The sequence below is a fragment of the Mycobacterium sp. 852013-51886_SCH5428379 genome (assembly GCF_001665575.1).
Lineage (GTDB): Bacteria > Actinomycetota > Actinomycetes > Mycobacteriales > Mycobacteriaceae > Mycobacterium.
Map to the genome: position 1 here is coordinate 20,750 of NZ_LZSU01000021.1, position 22,586 is coordinate 43,335.

The 22,586-nt window shown below is 70.9% G+C and carries 25 protein-coding genes; 11 read left to right on the forward strand and 14 right to left on the reverse strand.

The window, feature by feature from the left end:
- Nucleotides 1-70 precede the first annotated feature (70 nt).
- Both A5757_RS09665 and A5757_RS09670 read right to left on the reverse strand, forming a co-directional pair.
- Nucleotides 71-484 carry a DUF2752 domain-containing protein gene (locus tag A5757_RS09665; protein ID WP_066832501.1) on the reverse strand — a complete coding sequence of 138 codons (414 nt, stop codon included), beginning with the start codon at nucleotides 482-484 and terminating at the stop codon, nucleotides 71-73.
- Entirely contained in the window at nucleotides 474-905 is a 432-nt protein-coding gene (locus tag A5757_RS09670) for an NINE protein (RefSeq protein WP_066832922.1), read from the reverse strand. Before A5757_RS09670 ends, A5757_RS09665 begins: the two co-directional genes overlap by 11 nt.
- An 81-nt stretch (nucleotides 906-986) precedes the next feature.
- Here A5757_RS09670 and A5757_RS09675 point away from each other — a divergent pair, with 81 nt between their 5' ends.
- The 9 genes from A5757_RS09675 to A5757_RS09715 all read left to right on the forward strand — a co-directional run bounded on the left by A5757_RS09675 (nucleotide 987) and on the right by A5757_RS09715 (nucleotide 10,563).
- Nucleotides 987-1,550 (forward strand): TetR/AcrR family transcriptional regulator, encoded by a 564-nt coding sequence (locus A5757_RS09675; protein ID WP_066832504.1) that lies wholly within the window; start codon nucleotides 987-989, stop codon nucleotides 1,548-1,550.
- Nucleotides 1,551-1,669: 119 nt separating this feature from the next.
- Nucleotides 1,670-3,865, forward strand: a complete 2,196-nt coding sequence (locus A5757_RS09680) for an MMPL family transporter (protein WP_231983938.1) — start codon at nucleotides 1,670-1,672, stop codon at nucleotides 3,863-3,865.
- Nucleotides 3,862-4,923, forward strand: coding sequence for a type III polyketide synthase (locus A5757_RS09685; RefSeq protein WP_066832507.1), 1,062 nt, complete (start codon nucleotides 3,862-3,864; stop codon nucleotides 4,921-4,923). The genes A5757_RS09680 and A5757_RS09685 overlap by 4 nt, the downstream gene beginning before the upstream one ends.
- Before the next feature lie 3 nt (nucleotides 4,924-4,926).
- Nucleotides 4,927-5,436, forward strand: a complete 510-nt coding sequence (locus A5757_RS09690; protein WP_066832510.1) for an isoprenylcysteine carboxyl methyltransferase family protein — start codon at nucleotides 4,927-4,929, stop codon at nucleotides 5,434-5,436.
- Nucleotides 5,433-6,449, forward strand: a complete 1,017-nt coding sequence (locus A5757_RS09695) for an NAD(P)/FAD-dependent oxidoreductase (RefSeq protein WP_066832513.1) — start codon at nucleotides 5,433-5,435, stop codon at nucleotides 6,447-6,449. Before A5757_RS09690 ends, A5757_RS09695 begins: the two co-directional genes overlap by 4 nt.
- Nucleotides 6,450-6,480: 31 nt before the next feature.
- Complete coding sequence (locus tag A5757_RS09700) at nucleotides 6,481-7,290, forward strand: hypothetical protein (RefSeq protein WP_066832515.1); 810 nt, start codon at nucleotides 6,481-6,483, stop codon at nucleotides 7,288-7,290.
- Nucleotides 7,291-7,360: 70 nt separating this feature from the next.
- Nucleotides 7,361-8,569: a cytochrome P450 gene (locus A5757_RS09705; RefSeq protein ID WP_066832518.1), complete on the forward strand. Its 1,209-nt coding sequence runs from the start codon at nucleotides 7,361-7,363 to the stop codon at nucleotides 8,567-8,569.
- Between the two features lie 48 nt (nucleotides 8,570-8,617).
- Nucleotides 8,618-9,832 carry a serine hydrolase gene (locus A5757_RS09710; protein ID WP_066832520.1) on the forward strand — a complete coding sequence of 405 codons (1,215 nt, stop codon included), beginning with the start codon at nucleotides 8,618-8,620 and terminating at the stop codon, nucleotides 9,830-9,832.
- A complete protein-coding gene (locus A5757_RS09715) occupies nucleotides 9,832-10,563 on the forward strand; it encodes a type 1 glutamine amidotransferase (RefSeq protein WP_066832523.1) in 732 nt (243 codons plus the stop codon). Before A5757_RS09710 ends, A5757_RS09715 begins: the two co-directional genes overlap by 1 nt.
- Here A5757_RS09715 and A5757_RS09720 read toward each other — a convergent pair.
- A complete protein-coding gene (locus tag A5757_RS09720) occupies nucleotides 10,533-11,894 on the reverse strand; it encodes a TIGR01777 family oxidoreductase (protein WP_066832526.1) in 1,362 nt (453 codons plus the stop codon). The two genes, A5757_RS09715 and A5757_RS09720, sit on opposite strands and share 31 nt — an antisense overlap.
- Before the next feature lie 50 nt (nucleotides 11,895-11,944).
- On the opposite strand from A5757_RS09720, the gene A5757_RS09725 reads away from it, so the two are divergent.
- Nucleotides 11,945-12,604, forward strand: a complete 660-nt coding sequence (locus A5757_RS09725; RefSeq protein ID WP_066832927.1) for a phosphoribosyltransferase — start codon at nucleotides 11,945-11,947, stop codon at nucleotides 12,602-12,604.
- Here the strand turns inward: A5757_RS09725 and A5757_RS09730 are convergent, their stop codons facing one another.
- On the reverse strand, nucleotides 12,605-12,871 hold the full coding sequence (locus A5757_RS09730) for a helix-turn-helix domain-containing protein (protein WP_066832929.1): 267 nt from the start codon (nucleotides 12,869-12,871) through the stop codon (nucleotides 12,605-12,607).
- A gap of 60 nt (nucleotides 12,872-12,931) precedes the next feature.
- Here A5757_RS09730 and map point away from each other — a divergent pair, with 60 nt between their 5' ends.
- Entirely contained in the window at nucleotides 12,932-13,705 is a 774-nt protein-coding gene (map, locus tag A5757_RS09735; protein ID WP_066832528.1) for a type I methionyl aminopeptidase, read from the forward strand.
- Here the strand turns inward: map and A5757_RS23610 are convergent.
- From A5757_RS23610 to murG, 10 genes are all read right to left on the reverse strand, one after another.
- On the reverse strand, nucleotides 13,702-14,085 hold the full coding sequence (locus A5757_RS23610) for a hypothetical protein (RefSeq protein WP_066832531.1): 384 nt from the start codon (nucleotides 14,083-14,085) through the stop codon (nucleotides 13,702-13,704). The genes map and A5757_RS23610 overlap by 4 nt on opposite strands.
- A gap of 16 nt (nucleotides 14,086-14,101) precedes the next feature.
- Nucleotides 14,102-14,929 (reverse strand): DivIVA domain-containing protein, encoded by an 828-nt coding sequence (locus A5757_RS09745; RefSeq protein WP_066832534.1) that lies wholly within the window; start codon nucleotides 14,927-14,929, stop codon nucleotides 14,102-14,104.
- Nucleotides 14,930-15,089: 160 nt separating this feature from the next.
- Nucleotides 15,090-15,380: a YggT family protein gene (locus A5757_RS09750; RefSeq protein ID WP_066832536.1), complete on the reverse strand. Its 291-nt coding sequence runs from the start codon at nucleotides 15,378-15,380 to the stop codon at nucleotides 15,090-15,092.
- A 116-nt stretch (nucleotides 15,381-15,496) separates the two neighbouring features.
- A complete protein-coding gene (locus A5757_RS09755) occupies nucleotides 15,497-16,138 on the reverse strand; it encodes a cell division protein SepF (RefSeq protein WP_066832544.1) in 642 nt (213 codons plus the stop codon).
- A gap of 63 nt (nucleotides 16,139-16,201) precedes the next feature.
- A complete protein-coding gene (locus A5757_RS09760) occupies nucleotides 16,202-16,951 on the reverse strand; it encodes a YggS family pyridoxal phosphate-dependent enzyme (protein ID WP_066832547.1) in 750 nt (249 codons plus the stop codon).
- Entirely contained in the window at nucleotides 16,948-17,673 is a 726-nt protein-coding gene (pgeF, locus tag A5757_RS09765; protein ID WP_066832550.1) for a peptidoglycan editing factor PgeF, read from the reverse strand. Before pgeF ends, A5757_RS09760 begins: the two co-directional genes overlap by 4 nt.
- Nucleotides 17,674-17,704: 31 nt before the next feature.
- The gene (ftsZ, locus tag A5757_RS09770) at nucleotides 17,705-18,886 is read right to left on the reverse strand and encodes a cell division protein FtsZ (protein ID WP_066832553.1); all 1,182 of its coding nucleotides are present in this window, start codon (nucleotides 18,884-18,886) and stop codon (nucleotides 17,705-17,707) included.
- Nucleotides 18,887-19,074: 188 nt separating this feature from the next.
- Nucleotides 19,075-20,010, reverse strand: coding sequence for a cell division protein FtsQ/DivIB (locus A5757_RS09775; RefSeq protein ID WP_066832556.1), 936 nt, complete (start codon nucleotides 20,008-20,010; stop codon nucleotides 19,075-19,077).
- Nucleotides 20,007-21,440 (reverse strand): UDP-N-acetylmuramate--L-alanine ligase, encoded by a 1,434-nt coding sequence (murC, locus tag A5757_RS09780; RefSeq protein ID WP_281498081.1) that lies wholly within the window; start codon nucleotides 21,438-21,440, stop codon nucleotides 20,007-20,009. Before murC ends, A5757_RS09775 begins: the two co-directional genes overlap by 4 nt.
- 38 nt (nucleotides 21,441-21,478) lie before the next feature.
- Nucleotides 21,479-22,531, reverse strand: coding sequence for an undecaprenyldiphospho-muramoylpentapeptide beta-N-acetylglucosaminyltransferase (gene murG / locus A5757_RS09785; RefSeq protein ID WP_231983940.1), 1,053 nt, complete (start codon nucleotides 22,529-22,531; stop codon nucleotides 21,479-21,481).
- Nucleotides 22,532-22,586 lie beyond the last annotated feature (55 nt).

The following is a 22,586-nucleotide window of genomic DNA, read 5'->3' on the forward strand; positions in this document are numbered from 1 at the left end:
CAGTCGTGATCATGGGGGATCTGGGACTGCGACGGCCCGAAAACCGAGTGTATCAGCGAGGCGGGGCCGGCTACCCGGTGAGAAGGGTCGGGACCAGCGGAAATCCGGGCAGGTTGCGGACCACGGTCCAGACGACGGCGCTGACGAGGATCACCACGACGGCCGAAGGCGGCAGCATCGAACGACCCTGCCTGCGCCGGACCAGCGCCCACAGCGCCAGCAGCGGCAGCCCGACGAGCAGGAAGACGTTGTCGGTCACGGCTGCGGCGAGGTCGCCGTGCAGCAGGTCGTGCGTCATCCGCAGGCCGCCGCACCCCGGGCAGAGCCAACCGGTGAGGTGCAGGAACGGGCACATCGGCGCGACGAAGCCGGGTCGGTGCGGATCAGCCAGACCGATGTAGGCCAGCGCCCCGGCGGCCAGGGCGCCGGCGCCGAGGGTTACGGCGCGCGGTGCACCGCGGCGTGGTGGAGCCTCAGGAGCCATCGCGCAACGGAAGCCCCTGCGGGTCACGCACCTTGTCGGTGAAGATCAGGATGGCGTCGACGATGCCCCAGACGACTGCGCCGATGCCGCAGGTGACCAGGCCCACCACCAATTGCGCGATGCCGAGGCCGATCTGGCCGAGATAGATCCTGCCGAAGCCGACCAGACCGAGCAGACCCAGCAGCTGCAGCAGCCCGGCGATCAGCTTGGACTTCTCCGACAGCGGTTCCCCGGTGATCGGGTGCCGGCCGTAGGGCGCGGACGGGTCGTAGTACGACGGCGGGTACCCGCCCGGGGGCGGATAGCCGCCCTGCGGGTATCCGCTTTGCTGCGGGTACGGCGGCGGGTAGCCCTGACCCGGTGGAGGCGGGGGCGGTGTGCCGTCGGGATTGTTGCTGCCGAACGGTGAGGGATCGGTCATGATCACCAGCATGCCAGAGCGCGACCGCGCTGATAAGGAGGAAAACCAGAGGAACACCCGAAACCGCCTATCCTTCACCGGATGGAGAAGGCGAGATCGCGCAATGCGCCGCAGACCCGCGCCGACATCCTGGCCGCGGCGCGGCGGCGATTCGCCACCGACGGCTACCCCGGCACCACGATGCGTGCCGTCGCCGCGGACGTCGGCGTCGATCCGGCGCTGATCATCCGCTACTTCGGCAGCAAGCAGGAACTCTTCGCCGAGGCCGCCGAATTCACCATCGATCTGCCCGATCTCACGGCGCTCGCGCCCGGCGAGGTCGCCGATGCGCTGCTGTCCCGGTTCTTCGCGGTGTGGGAGCAGGACACCACGTTCGTCGCCCTGCTGCGCGCGGCGATGACCAGCGAGACCGCGGCCGACGCGCTGCGCCGGGTGTTCGCCACCCAGGTCGGGCCCACGCTCGCCGCCGTCGCCCCCGACCGTCCCGCGCAACGCGCCGGACTCCTGGGGGCCTTCGTCATCGGCCTGGCCACCACGCGCTACGTGCTCGCCAATCCCGCGGTGGCGAATCTGACGCACGACGAGCTGATCCGCTGGAGCCGTCCGGTCATTCAGCAACTGCTGCTCGGCCCCTACGCCGACTAGCCGTACCGGCGCGGCACGCGCCACCCTTCCGAACGCAAGTCATCATCTGTTGACATAGCCGTGCCATCGGCCTAGCGTGCTAAGTCATCAGCCGTTGACATCACTTCGAGGGGGCCGACGTGACTCAGCCAGTGCAGCGCCGGTCGGCACTCCGCTCCGTGGCCCTGGTCGCGCTGACCGTCCCGCGCCGCATCGTCGTCGCGGCCGCGCTGGTCGCCGTCGCCGCCGCGATCTTCGGCGTGCCGGTCGCGAAATCGTTGTGCGCGTGTGGATTCGAAGATCCGTCCGCGCAGTCGTCGCGGGCCGCCGCGCTGCTGACCGACGCCTTCGGTCAGGGGTCCTCGCAGCTGCTCATCGTCGTCTCGAGTCCCGACGGCTACGACAGCGAGCCCGCGCGCGGGGTCGGTGGGCAGATCGTCGGGGTGCTCGAGCGCTCTGCCCACGTCGCGACCGTCACCTCCGCCTGGACGACCCCGCCGGGCGCCGCAGGCCCCCTGGTCAGTGCCGACGGACGGTCCGCGTTGATCGTCGCCGGCCTCGCAGGCGACTCGACGCACGTCCAGGACCACGCCAGGGAGTTGGCCGACGAGGTGGCGTTCGATCGGGACGGCGTGACGGTGCGCGCCGGCGGGCCGGCGATGGTGGACGTGGAGATCACCGAACAGTCGCAGCGCGATCTGCTGCTGATGGAGTCGCTGGCGATCCCGCTGAGCTTCCTGGTCCTGGTGTGGGTGTTCGGCGGGTTGCTGGTCGCCGCGGTGCCGGTCGCCGTCGGCGCGATGGCCGTCCTCGGTGCGCTCGCGGTGCTGCGGGTCGTCACCGCCTTCACCGACGTCTCGATCTTTGCGCTGAACCTCAGTGCCGCACTGGGTCTCGCCCTCGCGATCGACTACACGCTGCTGATGATCAGCCGGTACCGTGACGAGCTCGGCGACGGCGCCACGCGCGCCGACGCCGTGGTCACGATGATGGTCACCGCAGGCCGCACCGTGGTGTTCTCGGCGACGATCGTGGCGCTGTCGATGGCGGTGATGGTGCTGTTCCCGATGCACTTCCTGAAGTCGTTCGCCTACGCCGGTGTGGCGACGGTGGGCTTCGCCGCGCTGGCCGCGTTGACGATCACGCCCGCCGCGGTGGTCCTGCTGGGCCACCGGCTCGATAACCGCAGGGCATTGCACCGTCCGGAGCGCACCCAGGTCCTCTATCGCTGGACCACCGCGGTCATGCGCCGCGCACTGCCGTACGGCTTGGGCGTTGTCGCGCTGCTGGTCCTGCTCGGCGCACCGTTCGCCGGCGTCAGGTGGGGTTTCCCGGATGACCGGGTGCTGCCCGCGTCGTCGTCGGCCCATCAGGTGGGCGATCGGCTGCGGCAGGACTTCGTCGATGATGCGGCGACCGCGGTCACCGTCGTCCTGCCCGACACCGCGGGGTTGACGCGTCAGGACCTGGCCGCATACCGCGATGCGCTGTCGCGGCTGCCCGACGTCGCCGTGGTGTCGCCGGCCACGGAGAGGGCCGATCGGGCGTTTTTCACTGTGCACAGCACCGCCCCGCTGTTCTCCGACCGCTCGGAGGCACAGCTCGACGCGCTGCACGCGGTGCCCGGGCCGGGCGGTCGCGACGTACTGGTCACCGGCACGGCCCAGACCAACCGCGACAGCGTCGACGCCATCACCGCACGACTGCCGCTGGTCCTGGGATCGATCGCGGTCATCATGTTCGCACTGCTGTTCCTGCTGACGGGCAGCGTCGCGATCCCGCTCAAAGCCCTTGTGTTGAATCTGCTTTCGCTGACGGCAGCGTTCGGGGCGATGGTGTGGATCTTCCAGGACGGCCACCTCGGCGCCCTGGGCACCACACCCACGGGGACGCTGGTGGCCAATGTCCCGGTGCTGCTGTTCTGCATCGCTTTCGGGTTGTCGATGGACTACGAGGTGTTCCTCGTCTCGCGCATCCGCGAGTTCTGGCTCGCCTCGCCGCGCCGCCGGGTGGACAACGACACCAGTGTTGCGCTCGGCATCGCCCGCACGGGCCGCGTCGTCACGGCAGCGGCGGTGGTCATGTCCATCTCGTTCGCCGCGCTGATCGCCGCCGAGGTGTCGTTCATGCGGATGTTCGGCCTCGGCCTCACCCTGGCGGTGCTGGTCGACGCGACGCTGGTCCGGATGGTGCTGATGCCGGCGTTCATGCACGTGCTCGGCGCTGGGAACTGGTGGGCGCCGGAATGGCTGACGCGACTGCACCGCCGCTTCGGCCTGCACGAAACAACCGATCCGGCAACGGATCTACCACTGGAGAAAGAGAGAGTGTCATGAGTGTCATCGCCGCCGTCCGCGGAGAGGTACCGCAGCACCGCTACACCCAGGACGAGGTGACCGAGGCGCTCATCGCGCTTCCGGGCTACGCGCCCTACGCGGAGAGCATCCGCGCGTTGCACCGCAGCGCCAAGGTCGACACCCGCCACATGATCCTGCCGTTGGCCGACTACGCGACGGTGACCGACTTCGGCCGGGCCAACGATCTGTTCATCGAGCACGCCGTGGAACTCGGCACCGCGGCATTGGCGGGTGCTCTCGACGACGCCGGAATCGACGCCGCCGAGGTGGACGTCATCTACACCACCACCGTCACCGGCATCGCGGTGCCGACGCTGGACGCGCGCATCGCCGCCCGGGTGGGCCTGCGTCCGGATGTGCGCCGGGTGCCGATGTTCGGGTTGGGGTGTGTGGCAGGTGCCGCCGGGGTGGCGCGGATGCACGACCACCTCGTCGGCCATCCCGACGGGGTCGCGGTTCTACTCGCCGTCGAACTGTGTTCGCTGGTCGCCAAGACCGATCCCACGATGGCCACGGTGGTGGGCAGCAGCCTGTTCGGCGACGGTGCGGCCGCCGTGGTGGCCGTCGGTGAGCACCGCGCCGACCGTCTCCCACCGGGGACGGGCCCGCAGGTCATCGACTCCCGCAGCCATCTGTATCCGGACTCGCTGCGGACGATGGGCTGGGACGTCGACACCAGCGGCTTCCGGTTGGTCCTCTCCCCCGACGTCCCGCGCGTCGTCGAACGTCATCTCGGACAGGACGTCTCGGGCTTCCTGCACACCCACGGCATGACGGTCGGCGATGTCGGCACCTGGGTCAGCCACCCCGGCGGACCCAAGGTCATCGAGGCGATCACCGCCACCCTCGGCCTACCCGACGACGCGCTGGAGCTGACGTGGCGCTCCCTCGCCGAGGTCGGCAACCTGTCGTCGGCGTCGGTGCTGCACGTGCTGCGCGACACCATCGCAAAACAGCCGCCGGCGGGCACGCCCGGCCTGATGATGGCGATGGGTCCGGGGTTCTGCTCCGAACTCGTCCTGCTGCGCTGGCGCTGACCGATGTCCTGGTATGCGCTGCTGATCCTCGCGGTCGGCGCCGAGCGGATCGCCGAAGTGGTTGTCGCCGAAAGCCACCGGCACTGGAGCCGGGAGCGTGGCGGTACCGAGCACGGCGCCGGGCACTACCCGGCGATGGTCACCCTGCACGTCGGTCTGCTGGCCGGATGTCTCCTCGAGACCGCCGTGCTGCACCGCCCCTTCGTGCCCGCCCTCGGGTACTCGATGCTGGCCCTCGTCGTGGCCGCGCAGGCGCTGCGCTGGTGGTGCATCCGGACGCTCGGCCCGCAGTGGAACACCCGGGTCATCGTCGTCCCCGACGTACCGCGGGTCACCGGCGGGCCCTACCGGCTGCTGCCGCACCCCAACTACGTCGCGGTCGCCGTCGAAGGCGTCGCCCTGCCGCTGGTGCACGGCGCGTGGCTCACCGCGGTGGTGTTCACCGTGCTCAACGCCGCGCTGCTGCGGGTCCGCATCGGCGTGGAGAACACCGCACTGGCGGGGTTGCGGTGATCGACCTGCTGGTCGCCGGAGGCGGGCCGGCCGGCCTGGCCACCGCGCTGTACGGCGCCAGGGCCGGGTTGGAGGTGGTGGTGGTCGAACGCCGCAGCGGCACCCTCGACAAGGCATGCGGTGAAGGACTGATGCCGCACACGCTGGCGCATCTGGACCGGCTCGGCGTCACACCGCCGGGGGTGCCGTTACGCGGAATCGCTTATGTCGCCGGGGAACACCGGATCGACGCGGGGTTCCGGACGCGGCCGGGCCGCGGCGTGCGCCGGACCGTGCTGCACGCCGCACTGCGCGAGGCGGCTGTGGCCGCCGGCGTGCGCATCGTGCACGGCACGGTCGACACCGTCGACCAGGACGCCACCTCCGTGCGGGCGGGCGGTCTGCGCGCCCGGTACCTCGCAGCCGCCGACGGTCTGCATTCGCCGGTCCGGCGCACACTGGGCCTCTCGCAGACCTGCTCGGCCCCGCGGAGGTGGGGCATCCGCCGACACGTTCATACGGCGCCGTGGAGCGACCGGGTGGAGGTGCACTGGGCGGCGGACAGTGAGGCCTACGTGACCCCGGTCGCCGACGACTGCGTGGGTATCGCGATCCTCAGCGCCGCCCGTGGTGGATTCGACGCGCACCTCGCGCAGTTCCCCGCTCTCCTCGACCGCGTCGGTGGCCACGTCCACGGCTCCGACCGGGCCGCCGGCCCGCTCTGGCAGAAGGCGCGCAACCGGACCGCGGGCCGGGTGCTGTTGGTCGGCGACGCCGCCGGCTACATCGACGCGCTCACCGGCGAGGGCCTCGGCCTCGCATTCGGCGGTGCGGAACTACTCGTGGAATGCGTTGTCTCCCAGAGACCGGGCGATTACGACCGCCGCTGGCGGGCGCTGACCCGCCGACACCGCCTACTCACGGCCGGACTGGTCCGCGCCGGATCGATCCCGCTGCTGCGGTCGCGCATCGTGCCGGCCGCCCACGCACTACCCACCGTATTCGCCGGTGTGGTCAACCAGCTCGCGGCGTGACTGCGCCGCGGCCGTCGAAAGGACTCCTCCCATGGACCTCACCGCTCGCTCAGTGCTCTCCGCCGGCGTCGCGCTCACCGCCGCGTCTGCAATCGCGTTCACCCCGGTGGCGCTGCCGCCCCAGCACGTGTCCGCACCGCCCGTGCCGGTCCTCACGGCGCCCGAGGTGCAGCTGGCGGTCACCTCGACCCAGATCGGGGCGTTGGCCGGAATGCCGGTGCAAGCCCTGATCGGGGTCGTCGACAACATCGTCCGATCGATCGACGGCACGTTCACCGGGTTGATCGACGCGACCGACGGTGCGAAGGGTGTGGCCGCGCTGACGATCCTCAAGACGCTGTCGGTCGATGCGTTCGCGAAGCTCTCCGAGAACCTGACGCTGGGCAACGCGGTGATCATGTCGACCGTCACCGAAGTCGCCGACCTGGTGGCGACCGCCGGAGACCGTCGTGTCGTCGACACCGGGCTGGCCGTCGTCGGCGCCCTCGCAGAGGCGGGAGCGGAGCTGGTCCGCATCGCCGTCGGTGAGGTGACGTTCCAGTTCACCAACGCCGTCACGCGACTCGGCGAGTTGGTGACGGTCCTCGCCGCCCCGGAGACCGTCGTCGACGACGGCGAGGACACCGCACCGTCGTCCGGGTTCGTGGTGGACCGGCGGCCGGACGCCGGCGGGGTGACTCGCGGAGGCGACACCGAGATGACCGACGACGAAGCCCCGCAGCGGGCGCCGATCGCGACGGGCGGCCGGGCGGACGCCGGCATCGACACTGACACCGACCGAGAGGCATCCCCGGACACTCCGAGCACACAGAGCGATGCCTCGGCGGGCATCACGCGCTGACCACATCCGGCGTACAGATCATCCGTTCGGTTGATGCCCGCGCCCACTGCTTTGCGGGACAACTGATGCCATGACCATTCAGGAGGTCGGCGCGCCGGTCGTCGACTACGAGACGGCGGACTCCCCCGCCGAGGCCCACCGTCTGCTCGCCGCGGCGCGCGCTCAGGGACCGGTCGCGACGGGCCCGCACGGCCCTGAGGTACTCAGCTACGAACTGGCCCGAACCGTGTTGCGCGACGACCGGTTCGCCACCCCGAAAGGTCTCGGCCTCGCCGCCCAGGGCGTCGACTCCGGCCCCCTGTGGGACCGCGTCAGCACCAACTTGCTCAGCCTCGACGGCCCGGACCATCACCGGTTACGCAAGCTGGTGTGCCGGGCGTTCACCCCGCGCGCTTCCGACCGGCTGCGCGCGACCTGCCGGCAGCTGGCCGACGAACTGGTGGGCCGCCAGACCGACGAGGGCTTCTGCGACGTCGTCGCCGACATCGCCCGGCCCTATCCGGTTCCGGTCATCTGCGCCCTCCTCGGCGCCTCCGCACGGGACTGGCCGCAGCTCTCGGCGTGGGCAGACGAGGTCTTCAAGCTCTTCGACTGGAACGTCGCCGAGGACGCCGACGACATCGAGCGGGCCTGGGCGGCGCTCGACCGCTACAACGACGCCCTGGTCCGCGAACGCCGCGACGCGCTGACCGACGACCTGATGTCCGACCTCATCCGGGCGGAGATCGACGGCGACCGGCTCACCCACACCGAGCTGCTGATGTTGGCGGGCGGTCTGCTGATGGCGGGCACGGACACCACCCGCAATCAGCTCGCCGCAGCCGTCGACGTGTTGTGCGACCGCCCCGAGCAGTGGGCGATGCTGGCGGACCACCCGGAGTCGATCCCGCTGGCCGTCGACGAACTGATGCGCTTCTGGCCGGTGGTCTTCACCACGATCCGCTGCCCCCGCGTGGACGTCGACCTGCCGGGCCTGAGCCTGCGGCAGGGCGAGATGGTCATCGTCAACATCGCTGCGGCCAACCGTGATCCGGCCGCGTTCGATGACCCCGACGTGCTGGATCTCGGCAGGCGGAACGCCTCGGCGATGCTGACGTTCGGCGGCGGCATCCACTACTGCCTCGGCACGCATCTGGCCCGCACCGAACTGGTCGAGGCGCTCACGGTGATCACCTCGCGGATGCCGGCACCGCACCGTGCGGGGCCTGCGCCCTGGGGACCGCTCACCGGCATCTGCGGACCGTTGACCCTGCCGCTGAGCTTCGAACCCGGTCACTGAACGAGCGTTGCGTGCAGCGGGCCGGCCACCCTCTGTCAAGATCAGTCCATGGCCCCGATTCGCCGGCTGTTCACCGCGCTCGCCGCACTGGCCCTCGTGACCGGCTGCACATCCACCGAGCCTGCGGAGCGGCAACAGGATCCGCGCGCCGATGCGATCGCGCAGATCATCGCCGACACGATGGCGCAGGCGCATCTGAAGGCGGCCATCGTCCGCGTCACCGAAGATGGCGACGAGATCATCACCCGGGCATTCGGCGAGACGGTGACCGGGGTGCCCGCCACCACCGACATGCACTTCCGCAACGGCGCGGTGGCCATCTCCTACGTCTCGACACTGCTGCTGCTCCTGGCCGAGGAGAAAGTGGTCAGCCTCGATGACCGGCTGGCCCGTTGGCTGCCGTCGGTCCCCCACGCCGAACGCGTGACGCTGCACCAGCTCGCCCAGATGACCTCCGGCTACCACGATTACGTGATCGGCAACGACGCCTTCGCCGCCGCGCTCTACGCCGACCCGTTCCGCGCGTGGACCACCGACGACCTCCTCGCCTTCGCCGTCGACAAACCGCTGCTCTACGAACCGGGCAGCAACTGGAACTACGCCCACACCAACTACGTGCTGCTCGGCCTGGCGCTGGAGAAGGCCACGGGCCGCGCAATGAGCGACCTGCTCGCCGAGAAGGTCCTGACCCCACTGGGACTCGGCGCCACCCGAGCGTCGCTCACCGCCGAACTGCCCGAACCCGCCCTGCACGCGTTCTCCTCCGAACGCCGTCAGGCTCTGCGCATCCCGGACGGCACCCCCTTCTACGAGGAGTCCACCTACTGGAACCCGTCGTGGTCGATCACCCACGGCGCCATCCAGACCAGCACCATCACCGACCTCGAACGCACGGCGGTCGCCATCGGCTCCGGCGAGCTGCTGACCCCGGAATCCCACCGGCTGATGGTGTCGACCGACCTGCGCGGCCGGACCCACGCCCAGCCGGGGTGCGCGACGTGCGCGCCGATGACCGACAGCTACACCTACGGCCTCGGCGTGGTGATCACCGGGGAGTGGCTTCTGCAGAACCCGCTCATGTCCGGGTACGGCGCCGTCGAGGCGTATCTGCCGTCGCGCGGGATCGCGATCGCGGTTGCGGTGACATTCGAGCCCGACGCGTTCGACGCCGGCGGCGACTACTCGAACGCGGCGCAACTGATGTTCGCCCGCATCGCGCAGCACCTGGCACCGGACGCCGCCCCTCCGGTGCCGACGGAATAATGACCCGGGTGGCACCCACCGTTCTCTTCCTGCACAACGAACACCTGGCGACCGAAGCGCTGCTCGGCGAGGCGTTCAGCGATGCCGGCTACGACGTCGCGACGTTCACCGTCGTCCCCGCCGAACGCATCGACGCCCCCGCCCACGAGGTCACCTTCCCGGATCCGGCCGACTACGACGTGATCGTGCCGCTCGGGGCGCGCTGGCCGGTCTACGACGAGGCGCTCCGCGCGACCTGGGTGGGCGCCGAGATGCAGATGATGCGCGACGCCGCGGACGCGGGCGTGGCACTGCTCGGGATCTGCTTCGGCGGTCAGTTGCTCGCGCAGACGTTCGGCGGCACCGTCGGCCGGTCCACCGCGCCGGAGATCGGCTGGTACGACATCGCCACCGACCGCCCCGATCTGGTACCCCCGGGGCCGTGGTTCCAGTGGCATTTCGACCGGTTCACCGTGCCGCCCGGCGCGGTCGAGATCGCGCGGACCCCGAACGCGCCGCAGGCCTTCGTGCTCGGGCGCGCCTTGGCTCTGCAGTTCCACCCGGAACTCGACCACCGGGTGCTGGCGGACTGGCTTGGCGACGACCGCGACGGCGACGTCGTCCGGTTCGGTCTCGACCACGACGAATTGATGTACCGCACAAGGCAATTGGAGGACGACGCCCGGCGGCGCGTACGGCTGCTGGTGAGCGGCTTCCTGTCCTACGCCGCGGCCGCGCCGTGCCCGAGCTGATGGGCCAGCGCACCCTCGACCGTCGGATGACGGAACCGGTGGCCGGCCGCAGCCAGCGTCGCCGGTAGCACCCGCTGATCGGCCTCCGCGAGTTCGCGCGCACCCTGCGCCCCCAGCAGCACCCGCGGCCCCAGCGACGGCACCGGCAGCAGCGCCGGTCGGTGCAGCACCCCGGCCAGCGCCCGGGTGTAGTCGGCGTTGCGGACCGGCTCGGGGGCGACGGCATTGACCGGCCCGGCCAGGTTGCCGTCCCACAACGCCCGGTAGTACACGTCGAGCAGGTCGTCGAGCCCGATCCACGACAGCCACTGCCTGCCGCTGCCCAGCCGGCCGCCCAACCCGGCGGCGAACAGCGGCCGGAACAGTCGCAGCGTGCCGCCCGCCGAGGACTGGACGATGCCGGTCCGCACGGCCACCACGCGCAGTCCGCCCGCGGCGGCCGGGGCGGTCGCGGCCTCCCAGTCGGCGACCACGTCGGCCAGGAACCCCGTGCCGCGCGGGCTGTCCTCGGTCAGGACGGTGTCACCGCAGTCGTATCCGTAGTAGCCGACCGCCGAGGCACTGACGAAGACCCGGGGACCGCCGCCGACGGCGGCCAGTTCGGCGAGCCGGCGGGTGGGCTCGATGCGGCTGTCGCGGATCGCGCTGCGGTGCGCCGCGGTGAAGCGGCCGGCGATCGAGGCCCCCGCGAGGTGGACCACCGCGTCGACGCCGAGCAGGAGATCGGGGGCGGGCCGGGCCGGATCCCACCGGCGTTCATCGGGCCCCCGCGGTGTGCCCCGCACCAGCCGGATCACCCGGTGCCCGCCGCTGGTCAGCATGGCCGTCAGCGCGGACCCGACCAGACCGGACGCTCCCGTCACCGCCACCACGAGCGGCCCGCACCCGGCCTGCGCGGCGTCCCGGTGGGCGGCGAGATCGTCGGCGAGCTGACGGTGCCGGTAGACGAACGTCGGCCGCAACGCCGCACCGGGCACCGTCGTGTCCACCCGGTCGTGGACGCGGGTGCGGCCAGGACCGGCCTCGGCGAACGAGTGGGTGTGTCGCCAGTAACCGATCACCCGGGGTGGCCATGTCCGCAGGCCGCGTGCCGACAGCGCGTCGGCGAACCGGTACGGCGGATCGTAGGCGGCGGGGTCGTGCTGGGCGATCCAGCGCATGCCTGCCGGCAGACCCAGTACCGCCTGACCGTCGGCCAGTGACGGTGTCTCCGCGACGACCGTCATCGGCTGCCACGGCGGCACGAGGCGGGGCATGGCGCCGGGGCGGGTGTGCCAGGCGAACACCTCGTCGAGCGGATGGTCGACGATGCTCTCGAACTCGATACCCATGGGTCTCCTGTCGACGGGTGTACGCGATGTGGACGGGGTACCCGTCCACCATGTCCCTGGGCAGGGCGGTTCGGCGGACGTTCGCAAACCGTCACGAAGCGGGCCGGATCCTGGCGCAGGACCTGGTGTCCTATCACCGTCCCGGGACCGTCGTCCTCGGCCTCGCCCGCGGCGGCGTGCCCGTCGGCTGGGAGGTGGCCCGGGCGCTGGGCGCGCCGTTGGACGTCTTCCTGGTGCGCAAACTCGGAGTGCCGCAGTGGCCGGAGCTGGCCATGGGCGCGATCGCCTCCGGCGGCGGCGTCGTACTCAACGAGCAGCTGATCGCGAACCTGAGCATCGGCGACGACGACGTGGCACGGGTGATCGAACGGGAGACCGCCGAACTGCACCGCCGCGAATCCGCCTATCGCGGTGGCCGGGCGCCGCTCGCGATGGCCGGGGCGACGGTGGTGCTGGTCGACGACGGGATCGCCACCGGCGCGAGCATGCTGGCTGCAGTCCGGGCGGTGCGGACACTGGATCCCGCCGAGGTGGTGGCGGCGGTGCCGGTGGGTCCGAGGTCGGCCTGCCGCGACCTGGGTGGCGAGGCCGACGCGGTGGTGTGCGCGACCATGCCGACGGCCTTCCATGCGGTCGGGCAGGTGTTCGCCGACTTCCACCAGGTCACCGACGACGAGGTACGCGAGCTGCTGGCCACGCCGACGCGCTGACTATCCGGCGTTCTGCAGGTGCAGATCGGGCAGGCAGACCCGGGCCAGATCGTCGAGCGGGAGCTGCAGCACCGCGGCCAACGCGGCCACCGTCGTGAACGCCGGGGTCGCCAGGCGGCCGGTCTCGATCTTGCGCAGTGTCTCCGGGGAGATCGAGGCGGCCTCGGCCACCTCGGCGAGGGTGCGGTCGCCGCGGGCCTGACGGAGAAGGGCACCGAGACGTTTACCGGCCGCGAGTTGCTCGCGGGTCAGGGGTGAGCGCACCATGAGGGCCACTATACGGTATTTCTATACCGGTAGCTCGACGAGGACGAGGAGAGGCCACACGTGCTGGAGTTGAAGACGCCGCGGGAGATCGAGGCGATGCGCACCACCGGGGCCTTCGTCGCCCAACTGCTCGGGGACCTGCAGTCGCGCGCGGCGGTCGGGGTGAACCTTCTCGACCTGGAACATCGTGCGCGGCAACTGATCTCTGAGCGGGGCGCGGTGTCGTGCTACTGGGACTACGCGCCGTCCTTCGGGCGCGGCCCGTTCCGCAACGTCATCTGCCTGTCGGTCAACGACGCTGTGCTGCACGGCCTTCCCCACGACTACGTACTGCGCGACGGCGATGTGCTGAGCATGGACATCGCGGTCTCCATCGACGGCTGGGTGGCCGATTCGGCGCGCACCGTCATCGTCGGGACGCCGCGGCCGGAGGATCGCCGGCTCGTCGAAGCCACCGAACGTGCGCTGGCCGCCGGTATCGCCGGCGCCCGACCGGGCGGGCATCTCGGCGACATCTCGGCCGCAATCGAAGCTGTCGCAACGGATTACGGATATCCGGTCAACACGCAGTTCGGCGGGCACGGCATCGGCCGGACCATGCACGAGGATCCGCACGTCGCAAACCGCGGACGAGCCGGCCGCGGCCTGCGACTGCGTCCGGGTCTCACCCTGGCGCTCGAACCGTGGTTCGCCCTCGGCACCGATCGGATCGTCTACGACCCCGACGGCTGGACCATCCGGTCGGCCGACGGATCGCGAACCGCCCACAGCGAGCACACGATCGCGATCACCGACGGGGACCCGCTGGTGTTGACCAGCCAGGGGCCGCGCTAGGGGGTGTTGCGGTCGCCCACCGCGGGTTCGTCCTCGCGCGGGTCTTCGTGCCGCTCGTCGAACGGCACCGCGTCGGCGTCGCCCGGATCCTCCTCGGCCGCAAACGGATTCGCATCGCCTGCTTCGGCGACGGTATCGGTGTCGGTGTCATCGGGGTAGTCGGCGTCGAACTGTTCGGTCTTGGCCTCGGCACCGGACGCGGTGTCGCTGTCCGCGTCAGCACCGCGTGACCGCTCGCGCAGCGCGTCGACGATGAGCAGCACCACGCCGATGACGCTGGCGCCGATGCACACCCACGCGATCAACTCGTTGCTGGTGACCACGGCGGTCACCAGAGCCGCCAGGCCGATGACGGCCAGGACGAGCGCGATGATCAACATGGATCAGCGTTGCGCGTCAGTTGTTTCCGCGGCTGAACTGGTTGAAGCCGCCGCCGTCGTTGTTGGCGCTCGAGTCCACCGGTGCCGCCGAGCCGCGCTGGCCGAGCTCTTCGAGCTGCGACTCCAGGTAGGTCTTGAGGCGGGTGCGGTATTCGCGCTCGAAGGTGCGAAGCTGCTCGAGGCGACCTTCCAGCACCGTGCGCTGCTGGTTGATGGTGCCCATGATCTCGGAGTGCTTGCGCTCGGCGTCCGCCTGCAGCGCGTCGGCCTTCTCCTGCGCCTGACGCAGCTGCGTCTCGGAGCGGTTCTGCGCATCCGCCAGCAGGGCGTCGGCGCGCTGACGCGCCTCGGTCACCGTGGTCTCGGCGGTCTGACGCGCCTCGCTGACCATGGCGTCGGCCTGGGCGCGGGCGTCGGAGAGCAGCTTGTCCGATTCGGCCTGAGCCGTGCTGGTCAGGCGGTCGGCGGTCTCCTGGGCCAGGCTCAACACCTTCGCGGCACGCAGCGCCATGTCCTCGCTCGCCTGCGACGACTGCGCGGGGGCGGGTGCGGCGGCCGGCGCCTCGTACACCGGCTGCGGTGCGGGAGTCGGCTCCGGCGCGGGCTCATACTGCGGCGCCGACGGGGCCGACTGCGTGGCACCGCCGCCGGAACGGGCGGAGCTCAGCTCCTGATCCAGCTCCGCAACCCGCTGACGCAGATCGGCGTTCTCCTCGATGAGACGCGAGAGCTCGTTCTCGACGAGATCGAGGAATGCATCGACCTCGTCCTCGTTGTAGCCCCGCTTGCCGATGGGCGGCTTGCTGAACGCGACGTTGTGAACGTCGGCTGGAGTGAGCGGCATTGTCTGCCCCCTTGGAGTCTGGACCGTGACCGATCTCAAAGTGTAAAGCCTGCTCGGAATCGCAACTGGCGCCCATCCTGTCACACCAGACCCTGAAGTCGCAGTCGAGGGTCAAAGTTAAGGATGAATTTCAATCATCCTGTGACCTGCGGCGGTGGGGTCAGACCGCGGCGCCGAACGCCAGCTGCATACCGATGAACGCCACCAGCAGCAGCACCATGATGGAGAGGTCGAACCGGACTGCACCGATGGTGAGCTGCGGAATCAGCCTGCGCAGCAGCTTCACCGGCGGGTCGGTCACCGTCATGATCACCTCGAGGACGACCACGGTGAAACCCCTCGGACGCCAGTCGCGACTGAAGGATCTGATGAACTCGACGACCACCCGTGCGATGAGCAGCAGCCAGAAGACGAACAGCGCGAAACCCAGGATTTCGAAGAACAGCGCCAACTGAAGCCCGACCTCACTACCGGCAGATGTGTGACATGCGATGTGGGCTCGAACCCAACGGGTGTCAGCCTACCTGCATGATCGGACGGTTCCCGTTCGCGTACTGACGGGTGCGGTCACTGATACGCGTAGAAGCCGGCTTCGGCGATCCGTCGCCGCTCGTCGGCGGTGACGTCGACGTCGGCGGGCGAGAGCAGGAAGACCTTGGTGGCCACCTTGTCGAAGGAGCCGCGCAGGGCGAACGCGAGACCGGCGGCGAAGTCGACCAGACGCTTGGCGTCGGCGTTGTCCATCGAGACCAGGTCCATGATCACCGGCGTCCCGTCGCGGAACTTCTCGCCGATGGTGCGGGCCTCGCTGTAGTCCTTGGGGCGCAGCGTGGTGATCTTCGACATCGGGCTGCCCTCTTCGAACAGCATCGCCATGCGGCGGGGGTCCATCGCGAGCGCGCCGCGGGTCGACCCGCGCAGGGCGCCCAGGCGCGGCGACGTGGCGCGCTCGAACTCCCGGGGTCCGCGCATCCGCGGATCGAAGCGCGGCTCGTCGTAACCGCCGCGGAAGGCCGGCGCATCGTCGTACTCACGGGCCGAGGGGCGGTCGTAGTCGCGGCCGTAACCCTCGTCCTCGAAGCGGTCCTCGCGCGGACGCCGGGCATAGCTGCGGGACGCGCCGCGATCGTCGTCCTCGTAATACTCGTCGTCGTAGTCATCCATCGGCGCCATACCGAAGTACGCCTTGACCTTGTGGAGTGTGCTCATCGGGAGACCCTTCTCGACTCACGCATGTGGTGTCTGTGATGAAGATGTGACTGGAGTGACTACTCAGGGTGACGCTAGAGGACGAAGGCCCATAAGCGCGGTTCCGACACGCACACACGTGGAGCCGTGTTGCACCGCCGCCTCGAGATCGCCGGACATGCCGGCGGACAACTCGAGCCGTTGCGGGTGGTCCCGCTGCACGCGGTCGCGTTCCTGCTGCAATCGCGCGAAAGCCGCGGGCGGGTCAGCGCCGAGCGGTGGAATCCCCATGAACCCGACGAAGTCGAGTGCTGCGGCGGCCTCGACGGCCGCGCACAGTTCGTCGATCAGATCGGGCCGGTCGACGTCGACTCCGCCGCGCTCGGTGTCGCCGTCGAGGCTCAGCTGCAGGTAGACCCGCAGCGGCGCCGTCCGGATGCCCTCGTCGAGTGCGGCGGCCGCGCCCCGGTCCAGGGCGGCGACCACCTTGGCGCTGTCGACCGAGTGCGCCGCGTACGCCCACCGGGCGACGGCCTTGGCCTTGTTGCGCTGAATTCGCCCGACCATGTGCCAGCGGATCGGATCTGACACACCTTCGTCTCGGACCCTGGCGACCTCGGCGACCTTCGCCGACGCCTCCTGTTCGCGGGATTCCCCGAAGTCGCGGCAGCCCAGCCGGTACAGGGCCAACACGTCGGAAGCCGGGAAGAACTTGGTGACGGGCAGCAGCGTGATCTCGGCGGCATCGCGTCCGGCGGCTGCGGCCGCGTGGTCGAGGCGGGCGCGGACCGCGCTCAGCGCGGCGGCGAGTTCGGCCTCCCGGGCGTCGCTCACGGGGTGGTCTCCATCCACACCAGGGAGGCGAGGCGGCCGGTCCGGGCACCCTCTCGCTGGGCGCGGCGATGGCTGAACAGGTTGCGGTCGGCCACCGTGCAGCGCGGGTCGACGTCGACGGCGGTGACGCCCAATGCGGCGAGCTGGCGGGCGATCCCGGCACGCAGATCCAGGCCCGCGGTGCCGCGAGCGGTGGTGGTGCGGCTTCCCGGCAGCGCGGCCTCGACCTCGGCGGCCATCGGCTCGGGGACCTCGTAGTTGCGGCCGGAGACGGCGGGACCGAGTAGCACCGAAATGTCGTCGGTATGCGCGCCCGCCGCGCGCATCGCCTCGACGGCGCGCACCACGATCCCGTTGGCGGCGCCGACCCGTCCGGCGTGCACGGCGCCGATCACCCCGGCCCGCGCGTCGGCCAGCAGCACCGGGACGCAGTCGGCCGTCACGACGACGAGCCCGAGGCCCGGCGTCGTGGTGACCAGTCCGTCGGCGGCATCGATCGGGCCGTCGCCGGGTTCGGTCACCGTCACCACCCGGTCGCTGTGCACCTGGTTCATCCAGACGAGGTGATCGCCGAGTCCGGTCGCCGTGCCGAGGCGGCGCCGGTTGGCGGCGACGGCCTTCGGATCGTCGCCGACGTGGTCGCCGAGGTTGAAGGTGTCGAACGGCGGCTTCGAGACGCCACCTGCGCGAGTCGTGGTCACCCGGCGAACGCGAACGGTCACGGTGTCCAGTGTCTCCCGCTGCCAGCGGCCGTCAGTGGCGCATGAAGGGCGGCACGTCGACGTCGTCGTCGGAGATGCCACCGTCGCCGCCACCGAAGTTCACCGTCGAACCGTTGGTGTGCACCGGGACGCTGACCGCCTCCTGCGGCTCGAACAGCGACGAGGAGACCTTGCCTGCCCGGGCCGGGGCGATCGGCTGCGCCGGGGCGGTCGCGGCGGGGGCCGCGCCGGCGGCACCGGGGCTAACGACCGGCTGGCGGCTCGGTCCCGACGAATCGAACCCGGCGGCGATGACGGTGACGCGCACCTCGTCGCCCAGCGAGTCGTCGATGACGGTGCCGAAGATGATGTTGGCCTCGGGGTGGGCCGATTCCTGCACCAGCGATGCGGCCTCGTTGATCTCGAACAGACCCAGGTCACTGCCGCCGGCCACCGACAGCAGCACGCCCTGCGCGCCCTCCATCGAGGCCTCGAGCAGCGGCGAGTTGATCGCGATCTCGGCGGCCTTGAGGGCGCGGCCGTCACCGCGCGCGGAGCCGATGCCCATCAGGGCGGTGCCCGCCCCGCTCATGACGCCCTTGACGTCGGCGAAGTCGACGTTGATCAGTCCGGGTGTGGTGATCAGGTCGGTGATGCCCTGGACGCCGTTCAGCAGGACCTCGTCCGCGCTGCGGAACGCGTCCATCAGCGAGACCGCGGCATCGCCCATCTGCAGCAGTCGGTCGTTGGGGATGACGATCAGGGTGTCGCAGCTCTCGCGGAGCGCCGCGATACCCTCGCCGGCCTGGTTGCTGCGCCGCTTGCCCTCGAAGGAGAAGGGCCGCGTCACCACGCCGACGGTCAGAGCACCGAGCTTGCGGGCGATGGTGGCCACCACCGGCGCGCCACCGGTGCCGGTGCCGCCACCCTCGCCTGCGGTGACGAACACCATGTCGGCGCCGCGGAGCAGTTCCTCGATCTCGTCCTTGGCGTCCTCGGCGGCCTTGCGGCCCACCTCCGGGTCCGCGCCGGCGCCGAGGCCGCGGGTGGAGTCGCGGCCGACGTCGAGCTTCACGTCGGCGTCGCTCATCAACAGCGCCTGGGCGTCGGTGTTGATGGCGATGAACTCCACGCCTTTGAGGCCCTGCTCGATCATGCGGTTGACGGCATTGACGCCGCCGCCGCCGATGCCGACCACCTTGATGACTGCGAGGTAGTTGTGCGGGGGGGTCATGAGTCGTCTTCCTCCCTGAGAGTCCTGTTCTTGAGCGCTACCCGCTTTGCAAAACTCTCAACCTCAACCAGAGGCTTAGTGTTATGTCAAGTTGATCCGCGCAAACAGAACCGTAGGGCGACGACACGGCGCAGCCATGCAGGCGCGCCGAAAGTCGTCGAGTGAATTTCGGCGATTCGCCCGCCGGGCTACTTGACAGTCGGCAGGTCCGGACTGGAGACGTCGTAGGTGCGGCCGGGCTGGGTCAGCAGCGCGGCCAGCTTGAGCGCCTTCTCCTCGGTGCGGTCGTTGGTCCCCCACACCACCGTGCGGCCGTCGATCAGCGTCAGCGTGATCGACGCGACCGACGGCGCCGCGATACGGGCGACCTGACCGGCGACGTCGGGCGGCAGCGCCAGCATGACCTCCAGCGCGGCCTCGGTCGCCGGATCGCTCGGGCCCGGGTTCGCGGTCTCGAGGTAGGGCAGGATCCCCGGCGGCGGACCCGTCGCGAAATCCACCCCGTCCCGGTCGAACAGGTGCGGGCCGTCGGGATAGTCCTTGACCACCACCGGCACCCGCTCGACGATGGTGATCCGCAGCGACGACGGATACTCGCGCTGCACGCGGGCGCTGGCCACCCGGCGGATCGTGGCGACCCGCTCGGCGACCGCATCGGTGTTCACCTGCAGCAGCGGGGTGCCCGGCGCGACGGCCGCCGCCGCGAGCACCTCCTCGCGCGGGACCGCGTCGATACCGACCACGACGATATTGCGGGCGGACATGATCGGCGTGAAATACAGCAGTAGGCCGAGGGCCACCGCGAGCACCGACAGCAGGGCCGACCAGAGCAGCGCCTTGAGTCCGCGAACGGTGCTGCGCGGCAACCGTTTCGGGCCGTCGAGGATGGGGGTGTCGGCCCGCCGCTTGGCCTCCTGGCGGCTCTGTTCGATCGCTCGGGCGCGGTGTTCGGCGCCCTTGCGCGCCGCCCGTCGCGCCTCGCGCTCGCGCCGGGCCCGTCGTCGCGGACCCTCGAGGTCCTCCTCGGCAACCGGCTCCGGGGGCTGATCGGAGGGCTGCGGCGCGGATTCCGGGGTCGACTCCGGGTCGGCCTCGGGGCTCTCCTGCGGGGTCGGCTCGGTCATCGGGCGCCGGCCCCCGGCGGTGTCCTGTTCGCGCGGATCTGCAGCCTGGTGACGATCTCCGGTCCGAGCATCGTCACGTCGCCGGCGCCCATCGTGACCACGACGTCGCCGGGCTGCACCGCATCGGCCACCCGGCCCGGCACCGTGGACAGATCCGGTAGATAGGTGACGGGGGCGTCGACGTGCTCGGCGATGCTGGCACCGCTCACCCCGGCGATCGGCTGTTCCCGCGCGCCGTACACGTCGAGGACGAACACCAGGTCGGCTGCACTGAGCGCCGCCCCGAACTCCCTGGCGAACGTCTCGGTGCGCGAGTACAGATGCGGCTGGAACACCACGACCGCCCGACCGGCGCCCCGGTCACCGGCTCCCCTCGGACCTACGACGGCTCGCAGCGCCGACAGCGTCGCGGCCACCTCGGTCGGGTGATGGGCGTAGTCGTCGAAGACGCGGACCCCGGCCGCGGTGCCGACCAGCTCGAACCGTCTGCGCACCCCCTCGAAGCCCGCCAGACCGTCGAGGATCGTGTCGGTGTCGGCGCCGACCTGCCCGGCGGCCAGCAGCGCGCCCAACGCGTTGAGCGCCATGTGCCGGCCCGGCACCGACAGACGCATCGCGCGCGGCGCACTCTCCCCGGCGAGCCGGATCTCGGCGACCGCGCCGGTGTCCACCTGCTCCCAGCTGACCAGCGTGGCCGCCAGGTCGTCGGCCGCGGTGGCGGAACTGCCGTAGCGCAGCACCCGGATACCCAGCTCCTCGCTGCGGTCGGCAAGGGCGGCCGACCCCGGATCGTCGGCGCAGGCCACCAGCACACCGCCCGGAGACAGCCGTTCGACGAAGGCGTCGAACACTGCGACGTAGGCGACCGCGCTGCCGAAGAAGTCCAGATGGTCGGCCTCGATGTTGGTGACGACGGCGACGTCGGGGGTGTACTCGAGCAGCGAGCCGTCGCTCTCGTCGGCCTCGGCGACGAAACTCTGCCCGCTGCCGTGGTGGGCGTTGGTGCCCGCTTCGCCCAGATCGCCGCCGACAGCGAAGGACGGGTCCGCGCCGGCGTGCTGCAGCGCGACGATGAGCATCGAGGTGGTCGTGGTCTTGCCGTGAGTGCCGGTCACCATCAGCGTGGTGTGGCCGGCCATCATCTTGGCCAGTACCACCGGCCGCAGGATGATCGGGATGCCGCGCCTGCGGGCCTCGACCAGTTCGGGGTTGGTCTTCGGGATCGCCGCGTGGGTGGTGACGACAGCCGTCGGGCCGCCGGGCAGCAGATCCAGGGCCGACTCGTCGTGACCGATGCGCACCGAGGCGCCGCGGGCCCGCAACGCGACGACCGCGCGGGACTCCTTGGCGTCGGAGCCGGACACCAGCCCGCCGCGGTCGAGCAGGATGCGCGCGATCCCGGACATCCCCGCTCCCCCGATGCCCACCATGTGCACGCGGCGCAGTTCGTCGGGCAGCGGCCGGGCACTCACCGGCGCCGCCCTGCGCCCGCGCTGCGGGCGACGTCGAGCGCGACGTGGGCGACCTGCAGCGCGGCGTCGCGATGCCCGGAGAGGGCGGCCCCTGCCGTCATCGTCTGCATCCGCCCGCGGTCGGTCAGCAGCGGGAGCACGGTGTCGGCCACCAGCTGCGGGGTGAGGTCGTGGTCGTCGACGAGCAGGCCGCCGCCGGCCTCGACGACGGGCAGCGCGTTGAGGCGCTGCTCACCGTTGCCGATCGGCAGCGGCACGTACACCGCGGGCAGTCCGACGGCGGTCACCTCGGCGACCGTCATCGCGCCCGCCCGGCAGATCGCCAGATCAGCCGCGGAGTAGGCCAGGTCCATCCGGTCCAGATACGGCACCGCGACGTACGGCGGATCGCCCGGCCGCGGCGCCGGCAGATCGAGGGTGTTCTTGGCGCCGTGGGCGTGCAGCACCGAGACCCCGGCGGCGGCGATCTGGGTCGCGGCGCCGGAGACGGCTCGGTTGAGGGACTGTGCACCCTGCGATCCGCCGAAGACCAGCAGCACGGTCGCGTCCTCGGCGAATCCGAAGTGGGCGCGGGCCTCGGCCCGCAGCGCCGCCCGGTCCAGATCGGTGATGGCCGCCCGCACCGGGGTGCCGACCACCTCGACGGCGCCGAGACCGGGATCGGCCACCGCGGACAGCACGCGCTGCGCGGTCCGGGCGCCGACCTTGTTGGCCAGCCCGGCCCGGGCGTTGGCCTCGTGCACCACGACCGGGACCTTCCGGCGGCGCGCCGCCAGGTAGGCCGGCAGCGCCACGTAACCGCCGAAACCCACGACGACATCGGCTTGGACGGTGTCCAGGACGGCGCGGGTCTCGCGGATGGCGCGCCGGACGCGCGTCGGCAGCCGGAGCAGATCGCCGGACGGTTTCCGGGGCAGTGGGACCGGGGTGATCAGCTCCAGGTCATATCCGCGCGCCGGCACCAGCCGGGTCTCCAGGCCGCGCGCGGTGCCCAGCGCGGTGATGCGCACGCCGGGCTGCAGGGATCTGAGCGCGTCTGCCACTGCCATCGCCGGTTCGACGTGTCCGGCGGTGCCTCCGCCGGCGAGCACGACCGAGAGTTCC